Genomic DNA, 22,846 nt, shown 5'->3' on the forward strand with positions numbered 1-22,846 from the left:
AATCTACAGTATGAACATTAGTGATTTAATTTCAGGAAGTATTGGTTCCCAAGCTACTGAAGGGATATCTGAAAAATTAGGACTAGACAAGAATCAAACGCAATGGGTAGTTTCGGCTGCAATTCCGTTAATGATGTCGGCATTAAATTACAATGCACAGAAAAGTCCTGAACAAGCTCAAGGCATTCAAAACGCATTAGACTCACATTCAGGAGGGATTTTTGATAATCTAGCAGGATTATTCAATCAAGGACCTACTGAAGACGAAGATAAAATTGTGAACCATATTTTCGGAAAGAACACCGAAACGGTTAAGCAATCCCTTTCTGAGAAATCGGGAATTAGCATTGGAAAAATTGGTGGTATATTGGCCCTTTTAGCGCCATTAGTAATGGGTTATTTGGGCAAGAAAAAACAATCTGACGGCGGTTCCTCTGGCGGCATTGGCGATTTATTGGGAAGTATTTTAGGTGGAGGATCTTCAAACGCAGGTGCTTCCGGTGGTGGTATCGGCGATTTGATTGGAAGTGTATTGGGTGCTGGATCTTCAAATTCAACCGGTAATGCACAACCAAATATTGGAGGCGGATTAGGGGATTTAGTTGGGCAATTCTTTGATCAGAAAAATGACAATAATGCCAAAGGAAGTATTTTAGATAGCCTGGCAGGCATGTTTGGAAAATAAGCACAGAAAACATATCTCTTAAAGGATTGATCATCACGAACAATCCTTTTTTATTTTTAGGGATATTCCATTCCTTTAAAGCGTAAAATTTCCGCCTTTTAAACTCTCAATCCTTAAAGATTTCAATTTTCGAATTCCAAAAACGATTATATTTACCCTATGGAATTAAAAATTAGCTTCAAGAATGATTATTCAGAAGGAGCACATCCCAATATTCTAAATCTACTTTTAAAAACCAATCTAGACCAAGAGGCAGGTTATGGCGATGATAAATTAAGTAAGGCTGCGAAGCGTTTTATTAAAAAACGTATTTCCAACGATGATGCGGAGGTATTTTTTGTTTCTGGAGGTACCCAAGCAAATTTATTGGTAATTAGCCATTTGTTAAAACCCTATGAATCTGTAATAGCAGTAGACTCGGGACATATTGAGGTTCATGAAACAGGTGCCATAGAAAATACGGGACATAAAATCAATTGTATCCCGAATAAGGAAGGGAAAATAACAGTAGCAGGTATACAATCCGTTTTAGATGTCCATACGGACAATCATATGGTAAAACCAGCAATGGTTTATATTTCGCAAAGTACCGAGATTGGTAGTATTTATAGTAAGCGAGAAATTGAGGAGATTGCTTTCTTCTGTAAGGAAAATCAGTTAAAATTCTTTATCGATGGAGCAAGGTTGGCCACTGCTCTCACCTCCCCTTCCAGTGATGTAAGTATTGAGGTGATCGCCAGATTAGCGGATGTGTTTTACATTGGAGGAACAAAAAATGGAGCGCTTTTAGGTGAGGCTATAGTATTTAAGAATTCTGTTTTAGCAGAGGGCTTTGATTATTACATTAAGCAAAAAGGAGCTTTAATGGCGAAAGGCAGGATTTTAGGAGCTCAATTCTATGCTTTATTTGAGAATGATCTTTTCTTTGATCTTGGCAAGCATGCCAATGCTATGGCAAGCAAACTTGCAGAAGCATTAAAACAACAAGGCTATTCATTTGCGAGTCGACCAGTCAGCAATCAGCTTTTTCCAATCCTACCCTTAACAGTTATTAAAAGACTAATGGAAAAATATGAGTTTTATGTTTGGCAAAAGCTTGACGACTCCCAAGCCGTAGTTAGGATTGTTACCTCTTGGGCAACAGAGGAATCTTGGGTTGATAGTTTCATCTCCGATCTTCAAGTAGAAATTTAGGTTAAGTTAGATGAATTCCTTATTTTAGGAGAATACCCTAAATCTAAGCAATGATAGTCGAAGAATATGTGATCCTTGTTGATCAGGATGATCGTGAAATTGGTGAAATGGAAAAACAAGAGGCTCATCTTCAAAATAAGAAACACCGAGCATTTTCGGTTTTTCTTTTGGATGCGTCTGGAAACATTATTTTGCAACAAAGAGCCGACTCAAAATACCATAGTCCGGGTCTATGGACAAATGCCTGTTGTGGGCATCCAAGACCTAAAGAGTCTACCATAGATGCTGCAAAAAGGAGAACTTTTGAGGAGTTGGCCATTCATATTGACATTGAGGAAATCCTGCAGTTGAGTTATGAGGAAGAGTTAGATAATGGTCTATGGGAGAATGAATATGACCATATTTTTGTAGGTAGATATAATCAGGAAATATCAAATCCAAATCCTGAGGAAGTTAAGAATTTAAAGTATATCCCTAAAGAGGAATTGGAGCGAGACCTTGCAGAAAATCCGGAAAATTATACCTTTTGGTTTAAATTAATCTTTCCTAAAATCAAACAATATTTAGCATAAAAAAAGGCATAAGAAGTATAAAAACCTCTTATGCCTGCTATATCTTTAATATTTATTCCTACCACCATTCAGCATTAGGTAAATAATAATGTGAGGTATCTAACGCGGTTTGCCATGGTGCCAATTCAAACAGATAGCCTCTCTGAGAAACTTTCCAAGGGTAATTATAGTCATATTTACCCCATCGAAATTCAACTTTATAAGTTTTTCCTTCGGGGGTACTCAATGTTCCAAACAATCGAGGATCTGAAGATCCAGAAACTCCATTTGTGTACATTACTGCTTTGTCGAAGACTAATTTGGAATTAGCATCGACCGAATCACTTAATTTTATTTCTGGGTTTTCTGCTCCCAGGCTAGCCATATAGGAATTCCAATACGCCTGATTTGTATCAGACAAGGCATAAGGGTAATCCTTTTTGACCGGATTTTTCTCCATAAATAATCGGATTGGTCTTTTTGTAATCAGTTCTTTGCCAATTATTTCTTTGTAAGGAGCTTTTTTACTAATGTTGGTTGATTTTGTTTTTACGGTTTGTATAATTGCTAAGACAAACAACAAGAATCCTACTACAATACAAATAATAAATATTTTAATCACTTTTTTCCCTGTAATACCCTCTTTAATTCCCATTTTTATTTTTTCTCTGTCAAACTAAGCTCTAAACTACCGTCTTCGGAAACGAGATCAATCTGATAGTCTCCATGTTCGATTTTTTTCATTGGAATAGTTTCCTCTTCAAAATCCGTGCTATTCATTTCAATTGAAGGTTTGACGCTACTACTTTTTTCTCTTGCTCTAGAAATTAAGATGCTTCCTTCTCCGGCATCGATAAATTTAAACCAAGAGAATCCAGCTCCTTTGAAAACCTTAGAAACCGGATCACGTTCTAGAAATCGTCCAAAATATAAATCTCCAGCATTTATTTTTTGAGCCATTGGTGGATTTTCAGGATTGATATTTGGATTAGGTTTCAGGAAGGAGTCATAAGTCAGATAGGCGAATAAAGCGACCATTCCCAATAGGAAAATATAGCCAAAGATGGTGGGTTTGAATCGATGTGGAGCTGCAGGCACATGTTTTTCGCACTCCTTCGCATAATTCTTCATTTCATCGGTCCATTTTCTTCTAGAAATGGTTTTTCCAGTGATATTATCATAATAAACAGCTTCCGAATTTTTGGCATAGCCTGTTAACAGGGCTGTCCCAAAGTAATTCCTATAATAAACAATAATCATAGGGTTATTGGCATTGACCGGATTTTGCAAATGATCTGCAACATAGGAAGCGTATTTAACTCTATCTACTCTAAAAAACATATTAATTTATTCTTGAATTAAGCCTGAGATATAATAACTTCAGATTCCCAGCCATTATAAGTTCCATTATATACTTGCGCCTTTTCCCATAGAGGCAGGCACAATTCATCTATCTGCTCATAGGAAACATAATCATTCCTGGAAATCCCCAATTTCCATTGATCACCACGTTTCTCCATCATGAACAAGACGAAACGTTCATTTTCTGCAAATTCCATAAAATGACCCGCATCCTTCTCAGCGTTGAAAACTAGATAATGGTTAACTTTTCGAGATTTCACGAGATTATCACCAGCTTCAGTAAGCTTTCTTAATACCAGCCTATTTTTAATCATCTCCAATTGAAACGGCAATGGGTAAGCTAGATTGAAATAGTCGCTCCAATCAGGATCAGCGCGATGATCTATTTGATAAGTAAGTTGGTGATTGAATGCTTTATCGATTTGCGCTAAGAATACTTTACTATCATCAACTTTGCTACAGTAATACATTTGTAAGCGTTCCGAATTCATGGTCAAAGTGGCAACATGGAGGAGGTTTTCTGCGAAGCGATGATTTAATTCAGCGATTTCATCTTCAATTTGTTTGATCATCTTGTAACTTTCCAAACTAGGAAGTCCATTATCATTCGCAAAATCAAAGGGAATTATCAGGTAGAAAACTTCAGGCAAGACTTTCACAGGAGCAATCTTAGCAATATTTAAATCTACAATCACCGAAGTTTGTTGGTTATTTATTCTTGAAAAATAAACTTGCCAATTCTCCTGATGCTTTGGGATTGATATCTTTCTTTTAAAGAATGAATTTAACATTTCTCTTCATTAGGTAAAACATAGATAATTGTATTACCAAATGTAAGAGGCTACTTTTAAATGTCCGAATAAAGGTATTGTTGAATTATATAAAATAACCAGCTTGAATTGGGGAAAAATTGGTTTTAAACCGTTTCTTCTTTTAAATAATCCAAAAATTGGGAAGGTGTAACCCCAGTACTTTTCTTAAATGCCTTACTGAAGATACTGTGGGAAGAAAAACCACTTACCTCGGCCAGGTATGATATCTTATATTGGTCGAATTTAGGTTCATTCTTTATTTTTTCTATAATATAGCGAATCCTCAATCCATTAATATAATCATTAAAGTTCATCTCCTTATGAGTATTGATAATTTTCGACAAGGTGATGGTATTGGTTTCAAGGTAACTTGCCAGAAATGCCAAGCTCATTTTGCTATCCACAAACAACTCCCCTTCTTCGAACTCTTCCAACTTATCAAGAATTCTAGCAGTTTTATCATCTATCTCCTTGGATTGATTTTCAGCTATAGCTTCCTGATTAACTGCATCTTTCTTATTAAGGGCCAGGTCTTTATTTTTCTTATTCTGACTTAATTGTTCAAGGTAATCCTGAATCTTCTTTTTATTCTTTTTATTTTCCTTGATCTGGTAAACGAGTACCACTCCTAATCCGGCAATTAAAATTGCCAATCCAAAGAGGATATATCTTAATTTGAAATTTGTACTTTCTTTGGCGGAGATATCCTTTTGTAATTTTCCAACCTCAAGGTTATTGATAAAGGAATTAATAAAAGTAGATCGTTTGTTATCATTCAATGCTTCATCCTGTTCCATGTATAAACCAGAATAACGCAGTGTTTTCTCGGTATCCCCCAATTCCTTACTTGCCAGGGATGCATATCGGTAGGATTCCATTTCATATTTTATATAATCTGCTACCAGCATATGATTATTAATAGCATTCTCTAGATAATCCAGGGATTGCTGATAATCTTCCAATTGATAATATGCCATTCCTAAGAAGACTTTCGCCATATAGGCATCCTCTTTGAAATCCTTTCTTTGGTTGATATCAATCACTTCTTTAAAGAAAGGGATTGCTTTTTCAAATTCCTTTTTAAAGAAATGATATTTCCCTTTTACAAGAATTTCATGAACAAAGGTGCTTGTTGTGTCACCTTTAAAATTCTCTGCATAAATATCATCTACGAGTTTCAGGTTCTTTTCAGCATGGTCGAAATCTTCTTTTAGAATATAACCACATGCTAGGTTTACGGCTAAAGTGGCAATTGAATTAATATGAAATCTCTTTTCTTCAAGGGGCATTTTATCGGTCTTGATAGCTTGCAACTCCTTGATGCCTACTTCCAAATTATGATTGTATACATCGAAGTTTCCACTTAAATAGTAAAAGTAATCATACTCTGCTTTGGCAAGAACTCGATCAGTGCCATCCGCAAAACTCTCCACAAACTTTTCAGCTTGTAAAAAGGCTTCTTTACTTTTAGCATATTCAGATTTCTTATAATATACCTCAGCTGCTCCCATTTTAGCATTGAATTGATTGTTGGGATCATTGGTAAGTTTAGAGATTGAATCTAATTTTTGCAGGTACTTAAGGGTAATATCCAGGTCGCCATTTTCGGCAGTTAGGTAATAATACCAGGTATATAATAATTTTTTTTCGTCTTGGCTGAGTTTCTGTTTTTCGAGGTAGTCCAGGTAAAGGGTAGATCGAGTTTCAAATGCTTTGTCTATTAATTCATCATGGGAGTATTTGCTTAAACTATCAGCAGTGTTTTGAGCATTTGTAACAAAACCACTTAACAATAAGTTGATAAAAACAAAACAAGATAAAATTGAATACTTACTCCTCATGTACTGAACTACAGTTAAATAATCATAGAATTAGATAACCAGAATTAATTTTTTTGCGAAGAACAATTTAAATTAAATGGTCATTAGCGTAAATATAATTTTTTTTACCAATTATGATGAACATCATTATCGAAATGCTAATGTTTTCACAAAATTAATTACATGTTCAACCATTTAATTTAATATTCATAAAAAGCAATTATGAGGTAGGCATGGCTTTCATTACTTTTTTCATGACGCCTGGCAAGTGCAGTAAATCAAAATCGTGATCAAACAATAAATAGCGTTTTTCCCATTTATTGCAATATTTATCCTTGAAATCTCTTTGGTTATGAAATTTTTTGAATTTCGGGAAATTACTGGATACAAATTGCATGATATGTTCTGCAGCATTATCAGGTTTTTCAATACCAACCAAGGGAACCATACCTAGATTGATATATCTAAAATCGTTGGACTTCGCATATTCAATTAATTTGACGATCAATCCATCCATACAAGCACCCGGTGCGCTTGTTACTTTTCGGAATAGATCATAGGTACATTCATCCAAAGCGTAATCGGGAATAATATTTAAAAATGATACAACTTTCCCTTCATTATTTTCAATGCAGATGATATCTGAGGAGCGCAAGTTTTCCATATCAAATTGGCCTTGGGAAAAAATCACTTCTGTTCGATTATTTTCCAGGAGCCATTCTCCAGAAACGGCCGCCAATTCGGTCAGCAATTCCTGAGATTGAGGTGCAGTGTGAATCACCGCCTTATAACCATTTTTTTCCAGGTAGTTCAATCCATTACGCAAGGATTTTCTAGACTTACCTTGCAAGGAGAACTGTTGCACATCTACTATTCCCTCCTCCCCGATCAATAATTTCTTTTTCTTCAAACTTTGAAAGTTCAATAAGCCATCCTCAGATATTCTGAAGTAAATGCTCTTTAAACCATTTTTCATACAATATTCATCGAACTCCTGAATAACATCTTCCTTATCTGTCCAATGACAAACAGGTTCGTCCAAAACAACAGCATATTTGTTTGCCACTCGGTAGGAAACAAAACCTAGGTAGAACTTAGAGAAATAGAGCTCTTTTTCATTTGAGATTTTAAAATAATCAAGCGAAGAGTTTCCAAATCTTTCCATGAGATTCTTGGCTAATGCCCTTTTATCTTGATCACAGTTGGCAGCTATATATTTTTTTGAGCGAAGGATCGTATAAAAAAATAAAATCCAGCATCCAAAACCCAATGCATGTATTATATGCAAAAACTCCCTACCGAAATTAGTTCTAGGTTCTAGTCCTGCATCCGAAAACAACAGGAAACCACGCATGGCATAGATAAAAGATTCCCTCCAGGTAAAATCAATTCCGAAATGTCTTTTGTCAATAATATAAAAACTGAGTGTTTCAAAAATTACGATGGCAATAAAACTAAAGATGACAGTCAATACACCAATTCTCACCCAATAATTATTGGCTTGAACCCGATATTCCTTATGATTGAAGAGTAGAAAGACTAGGGTAATTGCAGCTACGATAGATTCTTCATAATCGATGCCTTTTAATAGGTGACCTATTAAGGATATCACACAAAAACAAGAGGCAAACCAGAAAGCATTCCTAAATCCTTTCAACAAATAGGTTGAAGAAACAATCAAACCTATCCCAATAATCAAAACCATTAGTTTGGAAATAGCGAGAGTTTCCGCAGGGAAATAAAATCTTTCCAGGTGCAATCGATCCGCAATTGGAGGTAAAAGGACCGAAATAATATTGATTATTCCTAGAATAAAAATCATGACTGCAGGACCAATTCGAGTGAGCAATTGGGTTCCTTTCATTGAAAAGGAAATAAATCCAAAAATAAAAGGTAGCCAAAATTCAAAGAATCGATACAGAATGGTGATACCTATCCCTTGCTCATGGGTATATCCGAATTTCTTAAAAATTAAGAACATGGATAACTCGACAGCACCCAATCCGCGCAAAAAAGGGGAAACAATCATTAAAAGGGTAGAAATAATATAGCCTAGGATTGCAGCTTCCAAGGACAATGGCAAGCCTAGAGCCATCATGGCAATTAGGATATGGATGATCCCGCAAAACTCCACCAATACACTAAAAAAAAGTGATAAAGCCAAATAACGTTTATTTACAGCGGATGAAAAGAGATTTGAAATTTGGAAAATCGTTTTTGGAAACTTTTTCTCAATGAAATAATAGATTGAAGTCTTATAACGAAAAGAGTAAATAATATAAAAAGAAAAGGCCAGGATTAATCCTAAGGTCAATAAGGGAATCAGGAGATTTCCGTATTGCTTACTTTGGAAAAAACTATAAAGCAAAGCAGGAACAGCCAATAAAAAGACCGAGAACAGTGCAATATAACCATAAACGATACTGGTTCGATGAATCAGAGTTTTATTCAGGTTCATCCGTCTAAGTTGAGTAGTTGTATAGGCCAAGGAAGAAATCCCTCCTGCAGGAAGGAATACGCTTAAAAAATTACGTTTCAGAAATAATTCCAAGGCGACCTTTAAACTTATGTTTATTCCCACTGCCTTAAAACTGGCTACATACATATAGCCTTCCATGAAAATAAAGAAAAACGTCAATAATAATCCGCCAATGAACCAATAGGGATTGCAACTTTGGATTAAGGGCATGATTTGTTCAATCTCCTTACGTTGATCCCTGAAAAATATAAATGCGAATAAAATGATGAGAATACCTAGTAATTCCTTCCAGTAACGTAAAGGTTTAAGTTTTTTGAGGTAAAGAGCTACTTTTTTAGCCATAAAAAATAAAAAAATCAAAAAGTTTGTATAAAACTAGATAGTCCATATTTACAATTAGTTAAAAAATTATAATTTATTTATAAATTAATTATTAGTTCGTTGTTAAGGGTTATTACAAAAATGAATTTTGAACAAACGATTGCTTTCTTCAAAAACTTTTAAATCAATTTTAGCATGTATATCTTCAAGAATTCAAACAAAATAACCACATGATAAAATTCTTAAAATCAATATGCTATCAGAGCAGCCTGATCCTTGGATTAAGCTTAACTTTAGCATGTTCAAAACAAACTGTACTTGCCAACAAACCTATTAACCAATCCGACACTACGTATTCGATTCCATTAGCTGGAAATGCCTTTATTACCGTATTTGATGGCCAAACAACAGAGCGTATCACAGAAAATGGTTTGACTAATTGGAAAAATCCAAAAACTATTATCAGCACTTATTTTCGTGTTAATAAAGCGGGCAATTTAAAGTTGTCATTAAACAGCAAGTCCAATTCAGGCAATAGTTCTATTAAAGTTTCCGTAAATGGAGTGAGCAAAAAGGTTGAATTAAAAAACGGAAGTTCTACAACAACTGAAGTAGGAAGTTTTAAAGTGGACACAGGCTATTTAAAAATTGATGTACAAGGAATAGATAAGTCAGGAGATAATTTTGGAGAATTAAATAGTTTTTCAGCAACAGGTGAAGCAGTAAGCAAGGGATTAACTTATTGTAATGATCCGGAATATTATTACTGGGCGAGAAGAGGACCTTCCTGTCACCTAGCCTACATTGCGCCGAGCAATGATAAAATCCAGTATTACTATTCGGAAATTGAAGTTCCAAAAGGTTCAGACCCTGTGGGTTCATACTATATGGCGAATGGATTCAGTGAGGGATATTTTGGAATTCAGGTGAATTCTCCAACCGAAAGAAGAGTTTTATTTTCCGTATGGAGTCCATACAGTACTGATGATCCAAATGCAATTCCAGATGATCAGAAGATAATCATGAATAAAAAAGGAGCTAATGTTCATACGGGTGAGTTTGGAAACGAAGGATCGGGTGGACAGAGTTATTTGAAATATAATTGGAAAGCAGGAAGCACATATAAATTTCTTTTAAAGGGCGAACCAGATGGCAAAGGAAAAACCGATTATACAGCATGGTTTTATGCACCTGAAGAAGGTAAGTGGCAATTAATTGCGAGTTTCAAAAGACCCAAGACAGATAAATATCTGACTGGATTTCATTCATTCTTAGAAAATTTCAGTCCAAATCAAGGTTACCATTCAAGAACAGCGAACTATAAAAATCAATGGGTAAGAACAGCGGATGGAAAATGGCTAAAAGTGACAGAAGCAAAATTCACAGTTGACAATACATACCATGCGAAACAGAGGATTGATGCAATTGGTGGTAAAAACAAAGATGGATATTTTTTGAAGAACGGTGGTTTCTTTAGTGAGTTAGTTCCTCCAAATTCACGATTTATTTATGATAATGTTCAAAAGAATCCTGAGATAGACTTCAGTAAATTACCATAAATCACTCATTATTAAAGTGTAACACTTAGTGTTACACTTTCTTTATATTTTGTATGCTTTCCGTCCTAATTTAGTATATTTACTTTGATGATACATGTTGCCTGTGCCTTAATAGAAAAAGATCAACAATTATTAATTTGTCAAAGATCTGCTGAGATGAAACTACCATTAAAATGGGAGTTTCCAGGGGGGAAATTGGAAGAAGGGGAAACTTTGGAGGAATGTTTAGTAAGAGAAGTATTGGAGGAAATTGATTTAAATATTCAAATTGGGGAACAGCTTACAAAAGTAGAGTACCACTATCCTGATTTTTCACTAACCTTATACCCATTTGTATGTTCGATAAAAAGTGGTGATGTAAAAGCCAATGAGCATGCGCAAGTACTTTGGGTGGACCGGACCGAATTATTCCGATTTGACTGGGCTAATGCTGATCTTCCTATTGTAGAGGAGTACATTCGTACTCGTCGAGAAGAGGTTTAATAATTCAAATTTTTGATTTTCTATAGAAATAAAGAAGGAATGGTTTTACCCATCCCTCCCCTATTATTTCCATTAGAGTAATTGTCTCAATGCCAATTCATAGGCTCGAGATGATATATTGATCTTGGTATCTGGACTATAACTATGAATTTGTTCTAATGCTTTTCGGATAACGTCTGAAACATCCTTGAACAGGGAATCATCACTGATTTCAATATTAGGTTGCATTAAATAAGCGAACACCCTAGCCATGCCACAATTGGCTACAAAGTCTGGAATTACCGCAACATGTTGATCTGCATATTCCATTACCGGTCCGTAAAAAATCTCACGATCAGCAAAAGGCACATTTGCGCCAGAAGCAATTACTTCCAGCCCATTGCCTACCATTTCTTGAATCTGGTCTTTGGAAACCAACCTTGAAGCCGCCGCTGGAATAAAAATTTCAGCACCTAAACTCCATACTTTTTCGTTAATCTCTTCGAATGGAATCATAGACTCCGAATTCAGTGAATTACCATTTCTATTTAAAAACAAAGATTTGATATCTTCTTCCGAGAAGCCATCTTCATTGATTAGTCCGCCGACGCGATCGATAATTCCTACAACCTTAACTCCGTGCTTGCTCAAATAAAAAGCTGCGGAGGCTGCAACATTACCCCAACCTTGAATGATTGCTCTCTTTCCGACTAGATTGCTAGCGTATAAATCGTAAAAATGTCTTACCGATTCAGCAACTCCAAATCCGGTGATCATATCGGCAACTTTGAATTTTCTTTTTAAATCAGGGCTGTATTGAGAATCTTCCAAAACCTTGGAAACACCATAGCGAAGCTGACCAATCTGGTGAATCCGACCATTTTCCCGAATATCAAAGTGTCCATTCAGAACACCTTCTTGAGGGTGCCACAGACCAAATTGCTCGGTTAATGGAATAACATCATGGATTTCATCCACATTCAAATCCCCTCCCGTACCATAATAATTCTTCAATAATGGAGTCACAACTTTAAACCAACGTTCTAATACATCGTGCTTCCTTGGATCGGCAGGGTCAAAATTAATCCCTGATTTGGCACCACCGATTGATGGTCCAGAAACGGTAAATTTTACCTCCATGGTTTTTGCCAGGGATTCAACTTCATTACGGTCCAAGCCTAAGCGCATTCTGGTTCCACCACCTGCAGCCCCACCTCGTAATGAGTTGATAACAACCCAACCTTCAGCTTCTGTTTCTGTATCTTTCCATTCAAAGACAATCTCTGGTTTCTTCTCTTCAAACTCCTTTAAAAGGTCCTTCATTATTAATAAGTTCATCTGTAAATCCCTATAAATTACCGCGTTTCTCTTGTTCTCTTTCAATTGCTTCAAAAAGCGCCTTGAAATTTCCTGCTCCAAAACTTTGAGCTCCCTTGCGTTGAATAATTTCAAAAAATAGGGTTGGACGATCTTCAATTGGTTTGGTGAAAATCTGTAACAAGTAACCTTCTTCATCGCGATCCACCAAGATTCCTAAGTCTTGGATGGCTTTGATTTCTTCGTCGATCTCACCTACGCGTTCAGGTAACATATCGTAATAAGCTTCAGGCGGAGCCCCTAGGAACTCTACCCCTCTTGCTTTTAAGGCCTTTACGGTTTTTAAAATATCATGAGTTGCTAATGCAGCATGCTGAACACCTTCACCTTCATAAAATTCTAAATACTCTTCTATTTGGGATTTCTTCTTGCCTTCGGCAGGTTCATTGATAGGAAATTTGACATATCCATTTCCATTGCTCATCACCTTACTCATCAAAGCCGAATACTCAGTGTTGATTTGTTTGTCATCAAAAGAAAGGATATTCACAAAACCCATTACATTTTGGTACCATTCTACGGTTTCATTCATTCGATCCCAGCCCACATTACCTACACAATGATCCACATAAAGTAGTCCGGTTTCTTCAGGCTGATAATCACTTTCCCATTTAACATAGCCAGGCATAAATTGTCCTGAATAGTTTTTACGTTCCACGAACATGTGTACTGTTTCACCATAAGTATAAATACCGGCCGTTCTAACCTCACCGAATTCATCCTGGCGAACTTGTAACTCCTGATATACTTTTGCGCCGCGTTTAACGGTTTCCTGGAGTGATTTTTCCGCATCATCTACCCATAGCGCCAAGATCTTTACCCCGTCACCATGTTTTTTCACATGTTCTGAAATTGGGCTATCCGATTTCAAAGCAGTAGTCAATACGATCCTGATTTTATTTTGCTTCAAAACATAGGAAGCTCTATCTCTAACTCCGGTTTCAGGTCCTGCATAAGCTTCAGATTGAAACCCAAAAGCTGTTTTATAAAAATGGGCAGCTTGCTTGGCATTACCCACATAAAATTCTATATAATCTGTTCCATTGATTGGCAAAAAATCCTGCGCCTTGGCAATCTTTTCAGCAAATGTTTGTGTCATAATTTATTTATTGATACTTAGTTAATCCATGATTTATAATAATCCTGATCCTCAATTTCCAATGCTTGTTCAGTTAGCATCAATGGACGGAAAGGATCGATCATTACGGCTAATTCTTCCGTTCGGGTTTGTCCAATACTCTTTTCCACCGTACCTGGATGAGGTCCATGTGGGATACCTCCAGGATGTAAAGTGATTTGACCTCTTTCAACCGACTTTCTGCTCATAAAATCGCCATCCACATAATATAGAACCTCATCAGAGTCAACATTACTATGGTTATAAGGAGCAGGAATAGAATCGGGATGATAATCATACATTCGAGGGCAGAAACTGCATAAGACAAAAGAATTGGTCTCGAAGGTTTGATGTACTGGAGGTGGTTGATGCAACATTCCTGTAATAGGCATAAAATCGTGGATTGAGAATGCCCATGGATAGTGATAACCGTCCCATCCGACGAAATCAAAAGGATGGGTACCATAGATATATGGATAAATTAAGCCTTGTTTTTTAATCTTTATTTCAAAATCTCCGGCTTCATCGTAAGTTTTCAGGTTCTGTGGTCTCCGGATATCTCTTTCGCAAAAAGGAGCATGTTCCATTAATTGACCGAATTCATTTCTATAACGTTTCGGAGTCTTGATAGGCTCAAAAGATTCTACAATAAATAAACGATTCTTGTCGGTATCAAAGGATATCTGATAGATTACTCCTCTCGGAATAACTAGATAATCCCCGTATCCAAAAGGAATTTCACCATAGCCTGTTTTTAAGGTTCCGGAACCTTCATGAACAAAAATAACCTCATCAGCTTGGCTATTCTTATAAAAATAAGTTTCCATGGACTGTTGAGGAGCGGCCAAGGAGATATGGAGATCTGAATTTACCAGAACAGGAACTCTGCTTTCAAGGAAGTCTTTCTGAGGTTTAACCTGAAAGCCACGAAGACTGGTATGTTTCAGATGTTTTTCACGAGCAATCTTAGGATTGACATCATAAGGCTCTTTAATTTCTTTTACGATAGTTGGAGGATAACAATGGTACACTAGAGAATAGACACTGGAAAATCCATGTGTAGATACTAGTTCTTCGGAAAATAATTCGCCATTGTCCTTTCTAAAAACGGTATGACGTTTTGGAGGAATCTTACCTAATTGATGATAAAGTGGCATAATATTAAGTTTAAAAAAATGATTGTAATATGATTGATTTACATAGCCTATGGCTAGATATCACTTAGAAAAGAATTAATTTTGGTATTAGTATTGGGCAAAAACAACATCAGCAATCAGCGCCTTAATATAAGGCATCAAACCTTTTGGTAGGTTCTTTGGCTTTATGTTGCTCACGTTCATAATGGTATCAATTATTTCAAATATACCCTTTATAATTTTATATTTACATAAACAAACAGAAAATAAATATGGTATTATGAAATTTAATTTCTTCTACCTGAATTATTGTAACCTTTATAAATTAATGAGCGAAGCTTTCAAAAATTCATTATGAAAATTGTAACATACTTAGAAAATGGCAACGAACAGCTTGGATTTATTATTGAAAATCAAGTATTTCCGAGCCATATCCTATCCGATCAGCTTCCGAATTCCAGTCTGGAATTAATAAAGCTCGGACAAGAAGGCTTATCATTAGCAGAAAATGCCATTCAGAATTTCATAAAAATTGAAGATTTTCAAAATGAAGGTCTTTCCTTTTCGGAAATTACCTTATGTGCTCCCATTCCTAATCCTCCATCCTTTCGCGATGCCTATGCCTTCAGACAACATGTGGAAACCTCTCGACTGAATCGAGGTTTAGAAATGATCCCAGAGTTTGATGAATTCCCAGTTTTTTACTTTTCAAATCATCAAGCTATTCATGGTCCTGGTCCAGTATATTGCATGCCCAAGCATTTTGACAAATTGGATTTTGAATTAGAGGTGGCCATTGTTATTTTGAAAGAAGGAAGGAATATCAAAGCGGCAGAGGCTGATCAGTATATCGCAGGGTTAATGATTCTCAATGATCTTAGCGCGCGACAATTACAGATGCAAGAGATGAAACTGAATCTTGGTCCAGCAAAAGGGAAAGATTTTGCCAGTATGTTTGGTCCGTACCTGCTGACCTTGGATGAATTGGAAAATTATAAAACCAAACCCTTGGAAGGCCATTCAGGAAATGCCTATGATCTACAAATGAGATGTTGGGTGAATGATAAATTGTGTTCAGAAGGAACCTTAGCCAGCATGAATTGGACATTTGCTGAAATAATCGAAAGGGCATCCTATGGGGCGACACTTTATCCAGGGGATATCATTGGCTCGGGAACTGTGGGCACTGGTTGTTTGCTTGAAATAAATGGGACAGGAAAACGGAAAGATCCGAATTATCAAGAATTCTGGATTCAACCTAAGGACAAGATTAGCATGGAAGTTACAGGCTTAGGGAAACTAGAAAATTATATATATAAAGAGGAAGAATCAGAATAAAAACCAATAATTAGATAGATATGCAGTTTAATGAAATCAAGACTTTCGACCAAAAAACTCACGGGTCCCTATTTGATAATTTAATAAAATATGCCATAGCTCCCAGACCGATTTGCTTTGCTTCAACAATCGATAAGAACGGAAAAGTTAACCTTAGCCCTTTCAGCTATTTTAACTTTATGTCACATAATCCACCTATCTGCGTTTTTTCACCATTAACAAGGATGCGGGATGGAAAGGATAAGCATACGCTGGAAAATATACGTGAAGTACCTGAAGTGGTGATCAATATTGTAAACTACAATATGGTGCAACAGCAATCGCTCGCGAGCACTGAATATGCCAAGGAAGTCGACGAATTTGACAAATCAGGATTTACAGCTATTCCTTCGCAACATATAAAACCACCACGCGTTGCTGAGTCTCCAGTTCAATTGGAGTGTAGGGTTAAAGAGATTATTACTATCCAGGAAGGTGGCGGAACAGGGAATCTTGTGCTTGCTGAAGTTATATGCATGCATATTCAAGGGAACTTATTAAATGAGCATGATCAAATGGATCAGGCTGCTTTGGATCTGGTTGCAAGATTGGGTGGGGATTGGTATTGTCGGGTGACGAAGGATAACCTCTTCGAGGTTCCAAAACCATTAAGAAAATTAGGGATTGGTGTTGATCAGTTGCCGGAGGCTGTTCGGAATTCTTCCATTCTAACCGGAAATCAATTAGGCCTCTTAGCGAATATTGAAGCTATTCCAGAATTAGGAACCGAAATTAAAGAAGATGAGCATGTTAATTCCTTGCTCAGCATGTGGCAGAATGACGAAACTCAATTGAATAATGAATTACAACGTTATGCTGCCAAGCTTTTAGATGAAAACGAAGTTGAAAAAGCTTGGCAGGTATTATTAATAAACTAATTCCAAGTTTATCGGCTGGGTTTCAGCCAGTCTTATACCATCAGAAATTAACTTATCAAGGTCAAGATTATTCTTGGCCTTTTCCTTTAATCGTTGTAAGATGGTTTGTTCAAACTCGACTTCTTGTCTATTAATTGCCAATTCGTATAACTCTACTAATGCTAGCCAGTCTTGGGAAAAACGGTTCTCCAGACTTTCCAAATAATGATTGAAATCTATTTCCAGATTTTCTTCTCTCGCTTTTCTGATTTCACTATATAGCTTATGCAACTCCATCTGCTCCGTTGACCAGACTTGCTTTTCAGTTTTCATTTCAGAAATACTGATTTCAGGTTCATAAGCATATTTATCTGCTGCTCCAGCATAAACAGAATTTACATAACTTCCTACAGCCATATCATAAGTACCCCATTCAGGTTGGAAAAGAATTTGATTCGTAGGTTCATGGACTACTGTACAATCGTTAAAACTGATCAACAATAAAAATCCTTCCTCATCAAATACAAATGATTTTACCGTTCCGGAAACAAGAATTCCAGATTTGAAATAGATTGTTCCAGGCTTATCCTCAACTAAACCCATTTCTTCCAGATCGGCTAGCTTACATTGTTCCAATGGTAATCGTCTTCCTAACAGTAAACCTACAGGTGAGCTAAAACCATCCTTGTGATATTGTTTTCCCTGTCCTTCTAACTCTTTATTTTTATAAGCTAAGGCTGTAGGACCATTTGTCTTAATTGCAATTAATTCTTCGCCAAGAAATGTTGAAATAAAGACTCCTGAAATTTGAAGTCCAGAACTTAATTCCACAGTACAAACATTATTACTGTCAATAGCTTTGTCCATTGCTTCCTTGCCTCCAACTCGGAATGCCATGGTTTTCGAAAATTCTTCAAGAACATCATAAGCGTGCTGAAAGTCTGGAGTAACAAACAATTGCGGCTGAGGCTTTGTGATATCGTAAGAAAACTGAAGGGTATCCAGGTTATAGGGTAACTTTGCAACATCAGGTTGCATGCAGGTTGCACTTTCACCGATTGATGATAATAATCCTGCACCATATATTTTATGATCTTCCACAGAACCAATTAATCCGTATTCAACTGTCCACCAATGCAAACGGCTTAATAAAGCCATTTCAGAAGGTTCACCCATATTGCTAGAAATGGAATTGAATTTATCAGTTGCTTCTTTAATTTCCTCCTCGGAGGCATCTTCTTTTTCTTTAATGATCGATAAAGCCCGAATAGCTTCATAAAGTTCGAAATCCTTACCTGAACTCATTGCCTTGGACCCTATTTCTCCGAAATGCTGCAAATAAGCTGCATATTCGGGTTCTCCAATAATCGGAGCATGACCAGAAGATTCATGGATAATATCAGGTGCAGGGGTATAGGTAATATGTTCAATTTGTCGGATATCTGCTGCAATGACCAAGACACAATGAGCTTGAAATTCCATGAAAGCCGCTGGAGGGATAAAGCCATCAACGGTGACAGCTCCCCAGCCAATCTTCTTCAAACTATCATTCATGGATTGCAGATTTGGAATGCGTTCGATGGTTAGTCCAGCTTTTGTCAAGCCAGGAATATAAGGGTAGTAAGCTATGTCTTTTAAATAGGCATAATTCTGACGCATTACATAGCGCCAAATTGCCTGATCCAACGCACTATAACGCTCATAGGCCTGTTCAACCACATATCTTTGCAAATGTTTCGGTAATTGCTCTAAAACTGGATTATCGTACGTATTCATGGGAATAATGTTTATACAAACTTAAAACTTTTAACTAGACAAACAAAATACTACCTATTTATAAAATGAAATCTTGATGCACTTTCAGAATTTGAATAATGGGATATAAGGTATAATATTTCAAGCTGCTAGCCCCTTCCAAACAGTTGTAAATAAACACTAAAACTAAATTAATTAATTCTAAACCTAACTATTTCATATTTTTGCAAAACTTCTTAGCCAATAATACTGTTATGTGGTTAAGAAACCTGTCGATAAACTTGAAAGACAGGTTTTTATATGTTATGGAGGAAAATCTTAGACTATTTGACCTTGCATTAAGGCAAGTAACGCTATTCCCGGGCCTGAATATGTTCTCGCATAAAAAGGAAGGAGAATGGAAAACTCTGACTTCTGAGGAGTTTTTAGAAAAAGTAAATGCCCTTTCGAAAGGCTTAATCGAATTGGGAGTAAAACCCAATGACAAGGTTGGATTGATTGCAGATAGCAGTATCGAATGGCATATTGTTGATTTTGCCATCCAACAAATCGGTGCCGTAGTTGTGGCAATTTATCCTAACATCAGTGATACTGATTATCAGTTTATTTTCAATGATGCAGAAATAAAACTTTGCATCGTAAGCACAAAAAGTCTCTATAAACGTCTTACTGAATTAACAGATTCAATTTACACCTTAAAGTATATCTTCTGTATTGAAAAGCATGAAGATGTACGAAATTGGGAAGAACTAAATAAGGTAGGAGAACATATTGCAGATTCGAAAATTGAGGAATTAAGAGCGCGGGTTAAGCATACTGACCTGGCAACATTAATATATACCTCCGGGACGACTGGAAAACCAAAAGGCGTGATGCTTACCCATCATAACATTATTTCGAATGTTGAAGCTGCGCGTGAGATAACTCCATGTAAAGCCTATGACCGCGCATTAACCTTTCTTCCACCCTGCCATGCTTATGAAAGAATGGTTATTTATACTTACTTGTATATTGGGATCACCGTTCATATTGCTGAATCCTTGGATAAAATCGGGCAAAATATTACCGAGGTAAAACCTCATATCATGACTGCTGTACCTCGGATTTTGGAGAAAGTGTATGAGAAAATCATGAAGACGGGAATGGAACTGACTGGCTTTAAACGCAAGATCTTTGATTGGGCGGTTGAAGTCGCAGAACAATATGATCCAAACCCAGAAAAACGCAGTTTTGGATATAATCTAAAATTAAAGCTTGCTCAGAAATTGGTATTAGACAAATGGTATCAAGCATTGGGGGGACATCTGCTAACTGTAGCTTCAGGAAGTGCATCCTTACAAGCCAAATTGGCTCGTGTATTTCTTGCTGCTGGAATCCCACTTTATGAAGGCTATGGAATGACAGAAGCTTCGCCTTTGATTTCGGTAAACCATTATCTGAAAGGAATTCGTATAGGAACTGTTGGCTTAGCAGTAAAATACGTTGAAATAAAACTTGCTGACGATGGGGAAATCTTGGTTAAAGGTCCCAATGTGATGCAAGGCTATTATAAAAACCCAGAAGAAACTAATAAAACCATTATTGATGGTTGGTTGCATACCGGTGATATTGGAACCTGGGAAGACGAAGTCTTTCTGAAAATTATCGACCGAAAGAAAGAAATGTTTAAAATCTCTGGGGGAAAATACGTAGTACCTCAACCTATTGAGAAGAAACTACTGGAATCGAATTATATTCAACAAGCAATGGTCATTGGTGATGGACAAAAATTTGCCTCTGCATTTATTGTTCCCAACTATGCTCATTTACAAGATTGGTCGAAAAGTGAAGCTCCAGAATTAAAAGGAATGCCAAAAGACCAATTCCTGACGGAAGCCAAAGTGATTCGTAAAATCAATAAAGAGGTTCAAAATGCTAATCAACATTTTGGAAATTGGGAACAAATTAAAAAACCAATTATTCTTTCAGATGAATTCACCATTGAAAATGGAGAACTTACCCCTACCCTAAAAATGAAGAGGAAAGTAATTCTTGAGAAGTACAAAAAGGAATTCGACCACCTTTATAATGTAGCTGAGTAATATTCATAAAAAATTTATCTTTCTTATCCTAGGTCAACATTTAGTTAACCTTAGAGTTCTACTTTTACAGAATAATAAAAACTATAATTTTACAATTTTGTTGATTGGATATGAAAGATAAATTTATCAACCTACCTCTAAAGAAAAACGAAGAAATAAGCCGATTTGAACTAGATGTTGATGGTCATATTGCCTTTATAGATTATAAGGAGACCAGTAGTACCATCGCATTAATCCATACTGAAGCTCCTCCAGAATTAGCAGGTAGCGGAGCTGCAGCAGCATTGGTAGAAAAAACGTTGCATTATATCAAAGATTCAGGCAAAACAGTATCACCTTACTGTCCCTATGTATTTGCATTTATTAAGAAAAATCCAGAATGGAAAGAATTGGTATCTCCAAGATTTCCTAACTATAACGAACTGTAAACAATACTTTTAAGTATAATTTTATAACAATAAAAAGGTCGCCTATCCAAGATTGGCGACCTTTTTATTGTTATTTGAATTCAAAAAGAAGGTGCAGCTTTTCAGCTGCACCAAGCAATTATTATTAACAACAAACTATTTTTTGATCCAAGTATCCAGAAGCGTTCTAAGCTTAGGATCCGAGGGTCTTGGACTATCAGCGGAGATAAGATTTCCATTTTTATCCATCAATATATAACGAGGGATAGCATTGACTTTATAAGCAATTGAAAGAGGATTATTAGGTCCTGCATGCAATTGAATACCTTTCGGCTTTTTTTCCTGCATATATTCCAGCCATTTTGCTTTATCCTGATCCGTTGAAATTCCCACGAAGGCTACAGTTTTATCCTTATAATCTTCATTTAGTTTTTCCCAATGAGGCTCCTCAGCGCGACAAGGTCCGCACCATGTAGCCCATAAATCCAATAACACAACTTTGCCTTTCAGATCTTTTAAACTGACTACTTTATCATTCAAATCCTTGAAGCTAAAGTTAAATCCAGGAACACCCTCCTTCGTTTCAGCTAACCTCATTTCAATGGCTTGTGCCCTAGCCTTCTGTTCTTCCAAAACTAAATTTTGTTTGTTTTTATCCAACAATTTAAGATAGTCTTCCATCGAATTTAATCGCTCAGCATAGTTTAAGAAATACTGACCTTTCAAGACTTGATTAGGGATACTACTTAATAGGTTTTCTAAATTATACTCCTTTAATCCTTGATTTTTGAACATCACTAGGCTATTCAAGAAACGGTCACCAAATGGATATTTTAATAACCAATCCGTCATATACTCATCAGCTTTGAAATCCATGTAGTAATCGCTGTATTCTTCTTTGCTAGGATGTGCCGAATGGGGTATATATAAAAAATTGATAGCATAAAAAGCAAGATCAGTCTTTACAATCTGTTCAAATTGTTTATCGAATTCTTTGTTTCCCGTTTTCGGATCCTTAATCAAATCCTTAATATTCGAAGCAATCTCCTCCAATTCAGGGAAGAAGTCTACATAAGTACTATTTCCTAAAGTGAGTGCCTTGGTTTGAATGTTTTTAACAGCAGTTTCCCATTGATATAGGGCATCGTTTTCCTTACTGTTACTTTTTATTAATTTATATCCATCGGCATCTGCACGGACTTCCAAATCTTCATTACCACGGAAGTATAATTTATTGATTCCCTGTGTCATTATGGAGGAACCATAACCAAAGCAATAGAAGCCTTCATATTCTGGAGTAAACCTGAAGGCAAATCTACCTTGTGCATCTGGCACAGATGAAGCTACTTCGAGCATCCTTCCATTTATTACTTTGTATAAAAACACCTTTTTAAATTTCCCAGGCTCTATAGTTCCGGTTATGTTACTCACTTGTGCCCAAGAACTTAGAGACAAGAAAATAAGGAATATGGTTGTTAGTATTCTTTTCATAGA

General features: G+C 36.3%; 19 protein-coding genes. 9 read left to right on the forward strand and 10 right to left on the reverse strand.

Translation table 11 applies throughout. The annotated features are described in order from the left end of the window. Window positions 1-10 precede the first annotated feature (10 nt). The 3 genes from PZ892_RS11900 to idi all read left to right on the forward strand — a co-directional run bounded on the left by PZ892_RS11900 (window position 11) and on the right by idi (window position 2,451). The gene (locus tag PZ892_RS11900; RefSeq protein WP_277711347.1) at window positions 11-685 is read left to right on the forward strand and encodes a DUF937 domain-containing protein; all 675 of its coding nucleotides are present in this window, start codon (window positions 11-13) and stop codon (window positions 683-685) included. 159 nt (window positions 686-844) lie between these two features. After that, a complete protein-coding gene (locus tag PZ892_RS11905) occupies window positions 845-1,879 on the forward strand; it encodes a low specificity L-threonine aldolase (RefSeq protein WP_277711348.1) in 1,035 nt (344 codons plus the stop codon). A gap of 50 nt (window positions 1,880-1,929) precedes the next feature. After that, window positions 1,930-2,451: an isopentenyl-diphosphate Delta-isomerase gene (idi, locus tag PZ892_RS11910; RefSeq protein ID WP_094280056.1), complete on the forward strand. Its 522-nt coding sequence runs from the start codon at window positions 1,930-1,932 to the stop codon at window positions 2,449-2,451. Between the two features lie 58 nt (window positions 2,452-2,509). On the opposite strand, the gene PZ892_RS11915 is transcribed toward idi, so the two are convergent. From PZ892_RS11915 to PZ892_RS11935, 5 genes are all read right to left on the reverse strand, one after another. Further along, on the reverse strand, window positions 2,510-3,085 hold the full coding sequence (locus tag PZ892_RS11915) for a hypothetical protein (protein WP_094255901.1): 576 nt from the start codon (window positions 3,083-3,085) through the stop codon (window positions 2,510-2,512). A 2-nt stretch (window positions 3,086-3,087) separates the two neighbouring features. Next, window positions 3,088-3,771 (reverse strand): hypothetical protein, encoded by a 684-nt coding sequence (locus PZ892_RS11920; RefSeq protein ID WP_277711349.1) that lies wholly within the window; start codon window positions 3,769-3,771, stop codon window positions 3,088-3,090. A gap of 17 nt (window positions 3,772-3,788) precedes the next feature. Further along, window positions 3,789-4,583 (reverse strand): DUF695 domain-containing protein, encoded by a 795-nt coding sequence (locus PZ892_RS11925; RefSeq protein ID WP_277711350.1) that lies wholly within the window; start codon window positions 4,581-4,583, stop codon window positions 3,789-3,791. 125 nt (window positions 4,584-4,708) lie between these two features. After that, window positions 4,709-6,445, reverse strand: a complete 1,737-nt coding sequence (locus PZ892_RS11930; protein ID WP_277711351.1) for an AraC family transcriptional regulator — start codon at window positions 6,443-6,445, stop codon at window positions 4,709-4,711. Window positions 6,446-6,644: 199 nt separating this feature from the next. After that, window positions 6,645-9,245: a phosphatidylglycerol lysyltransferase domain-containing protein gene (locus PZ892_RS11935; protein WP_277711352.1), complete on the reverse strand. Its 2,601-nt coding sequence runs from the start codon at window positions 9,243-9,245 to the stop codon at window positions 6,645-6,647. Between the two features lie 209 nt (window positions 9,246-9,454). On the opposite strand from PZ892_RS11935, the gene PZ892_RS11940 reads away from it, so the two are divergent. Then, window positions 9,455-10,783, forward strand: coding sequence for a DUF3472 domain-containing protein (locus PZ892_RS11940; protein ID WP_277711353.1), 1,329 nt, complete (start codon window positions 9,455-9,457; stop codon window positions 10,781-10,783). Window positions 10,784-10,870: 87 nt separating this feature from the next. After that, window positions 10,871-11,266, forward strand: coding sequence for a (deoxy)nucleoside triphosphate pyrophosphohydrolase (locus tag PZ892_RS11945; RefSeq protein WP_094255907.1), 396 nt, complete (start codon window positions 10,871-10,873; stop codon window positions 11,264-11,266). Between the two features lie 72 nt (window positions 11,267-11,338). Here PZ892_RS11945 and PZ892_RS11950 read toward each other — a convergent pair whose 3' ends face one another. Genes PZ892_RS11950 through PZ892_RS11960 form a run of 3 tightly spaced genes read right to left on the reverse strand, consistent with a single transcriptional unit; the run spans window position 11,339 to window position 14,896 of the window. Continuing rightward, complete coding sequence (locus PZ892_RS11950) at window positions 11,339-12,568, reverse strand: Glu/Leu/Phe/Val dehydrogenase dimerization domain-containing protein (RefSeq protein ID WP_277711354.1); 1,230 nt, start codon at window positions 12,566-12,568, stop codon at window positions 11,339-11,341. Window positions 12,569-12,593: 25 nt separating this feature from the next. Continuing rightward, a complete protein-coding gene (gene hppD, locus PZ892_RS11955; protein ID WP_277711355.1) occupies window positions 12,594-13,721 on the reverse strand; it encodes a 4-hydroxyphenylpyruvate dioxygenase in 1,128 nt (375 codons plus the stop codon). Window positions 13,722-13,738: 17 nt separating this feature from the next. After that, window positions 13,739-14,896, reverse strand: a complete 1,158-nt coding sequence (locus tag PZ892_RS11960) for a homogentisate 1,2-dioxygenase (protein ID WP_277711356.1) — start codon at window positions 14,894-14,896, stop codon at window positions 13,739-13,741. 333 nt (window positions 14,897-15,229) lie between these two features. Between PZ892_RS11960 and PZ892_RS11965 the strand changes: the two genes are divergently transcribed. Both PZ892_RS11965 and PZ892_RS11970 read left to right on the forward strand, forming a co-directional pair. After that, on the forward strand, window positions 15,230-16,213 hold the full coding sequence (locus PZ892_RS11965; protein ID WP_277711357.1) for a fumarylacetoacetate hydrolase family protein: 984 nt from the start codon (window positions 15,230-15,232) through the stop codon (window positions 16,211-16,213). A 20-nt stretch (window positions 16,214-16,233) separates the two neighbouring features. Further along, the gene (locus PZ892_RS11970; RefSeq protein ID WP_094280047.1) at window positions 16,234-17,130 is read left to right on the forward strand and encodes a flavin reductase family protein; all 897 of its coding nucleotides are present in this window, start codon (window positions 16,234-16,236) and stop codon (window positions 17,128-17,130) included. Here the strand turns inward: PZ892_RS11970 and PZ892_RS11975 are convergent. Further along, on the reverse strand, window positions 17,119-18,885 hold the full coding sequence (locus PZ892_RS11975; RefSeq protein WP_277711358.1) for an aromatic amino acid hydroxylase: 1,767 nt from the start codon (window positions 18,883-18,885) through the stop codon (window positions 17,119-17,121). The two genes, PZ892_RS11970 and PZ892_RS11975, sit on opposite strands and share 12 nt — an antisense overlap. A 233-nt stretch (window positions 18,886-19,118) precedes the next feature. Here PZ892_RS11975 and PZ892_RS11980 point away from each other — a divergent pair, with 233 nt between their 5' ends. After that, entirely contained in the window at window positions 19,119-20,945 is a 1,827-nt protein-coding gene (locus tag PZ892_RS11980) for a long-chain fatty acid--CoA ligase (protein WP_277711359.1), read from the forward strand. 110 nt (window positions 20,946-21,055) lie between these two features. Continuing rightward, window positions 21,056-21,373 (forward strand): GNAT family N-acetyltransferase, encoded by a 318-nt coding sequence (locus tag PZ892_RS11985; protein WP_277711360.1) that lies wholly within the window; start codon window positions 21,056-21,058, stop codon window positions 21,371-21,373. A gap of 135 nt (window positions 21,374-21,508) precedes the next feature. On the opposite strand, the gene PZ892_RS11990 is transcribed toward PZ892_RS11985, so the two are convergent. After that, window positions 21,509-22,843, reverse strand: a complete 1,335-nt coding sequence (locus PZ892_RS11990; protein ID WP_277711361.1) for a TlpA disulfide reductase family protein — start codon at window positions 22,841-22,843, stop codon at window positions 21,509-21,511. Window positions 22,844-22,846: the final 3 nt, after the last annotated feature.

The sequence above is a fragment of the Sphingobacterium sp. WM genome, assembly GCF_029542465.1.
Classification (GTDB): Bacteria; Bacteroidota; Bacteroidia; order Sphingobacteriales; family Sphingobacteriaceae; genus Sphingobacterium; species Sphingobacterium cellulitidis.

Coding starts and splice junctions, on each gene's coding strand:
- PZ892_RS11900 (WP_277711347.1), top strand. CDS start 11: ATGAACATTAGTGATTTAATTTCAGGAAGTATTGGTTCCCAAGCTACT.
- PZ892_RS11905 (WP_277711348.1), top strand. CDS start 845: ATGGAATTAAAAATTAGCTTCAAGAATGATTATTCAGAAGGAGCACAT.
- idi (WP_094280056.1), top strand. CDS start 1,930: ATGATAGTCGAAGAATATGTGATCCTTGTTGATCAGGATGATCGTGAA.
- PZ892_RS11915 (WP_094255901.1), bottom strand. CDS start 3,085: ATGGGAATTAAAGAGGGTATTACAGGGAAAAAAGTGATTAAAATATTT.
- PZ892_RS11920 (WP_277711349.1), bottom strand. CDS start 3,771: ATGTTTTTTAGAGTAGATAGAGTTAAATACGCTTCCTATGTTGCAGAT.
- PZ892_RS11925 (WP_277711350.1), bottom strand. CDS start 4,583: ATGTTAAATTCATTCTTTAAAAGAAAGATATCAATCCCAAAGCATCAG.
- PZ892_RS11930 (WP_277711351.1), bottom strand. CDS start 6,445: ATGAGGAGTAAGTATTCAATTTTATCTTGTTTTGTTTTTATCAACTTA.
- PZ892_RS11935 (WP_277711352.1), bottom strand. CDS start 9,245: ATGGCTAAAAAAGTAGCTCTTTACCTCAAAAAACTTAAACCTTTACGT.
- PZ892_RS11940 (WP_277711353.1), top strand. CDS start 9,455: ATGATAAAATTCTTAAAATCAATATGCTATCAGAGCAGCCTGATCCTT.
- PZ892_RS11945 (WP_094255907.1), top strand. CDS start 10,871: ATGATACATGTTGCCTGTGCCTTAATAGAAAAAGATCAACAATTATTA.
- PZ892_RS11950 (WP_277711354.1), bottom strand. CDS start 12,568: ATGAAGGACCTTTTAAAGGAGTTTGAAGAGAAGAAACCAGAGATTGTC.
- hppD (WP_277711355.1), bottom strand. CDS start 13,721: ATGACACAAACATTTGCTGAAAAGATTGCCAAGGCGCAGGATTTTTTG.
- PZ892_RS11960 (WP_277711356.1), bottom strand. CDS start 14,896: ATGCCACTTTATCATCAATTAGGTAAGATTCCTCCAAAACGTCATACC.
- PZ892_RS11965 (WP_277711357.1), top strand. CDS start 15,230: ATGAAAATTGTAACATACTTAGAAAATGGCAACGAACAGCTTGGATTT.
- PZ892_RS11970 (WP_094280047.1), top strand. CDS start 16,234: ATGCAGTTTAATGAAATCAAGACTTTCGACCAAAAAACTCACGGGTCC.
- PZ892_RS11975 (WP_277711358.1), bottom strand. CDS start 18,885: ATGAATACGTACGATAATCCAGTTTTAGAGCAATTACCGAAACATTTG.
- PZ892_RS11980 (WP_277711359.1), top strand. CDS start 19,119: ATGTGGTTAAGAAACCTGTCGATAAACTTGAAAGACAGGTTTTTATAT.
- PZ892_RS11985 (WP_277711360.1), top strand. CDS start 21,056: ATGAAAGATAAATTTATCAACCTACCTCTAAAGAAAAACGAAGAAATA.
- PZ892_RS11990 (WP_277711361.1), bottom strand. CDS start 22,843: ATGAAAAGAATACTAACAACCATATTCCTTATTTTCTTGTCTCTAAGT.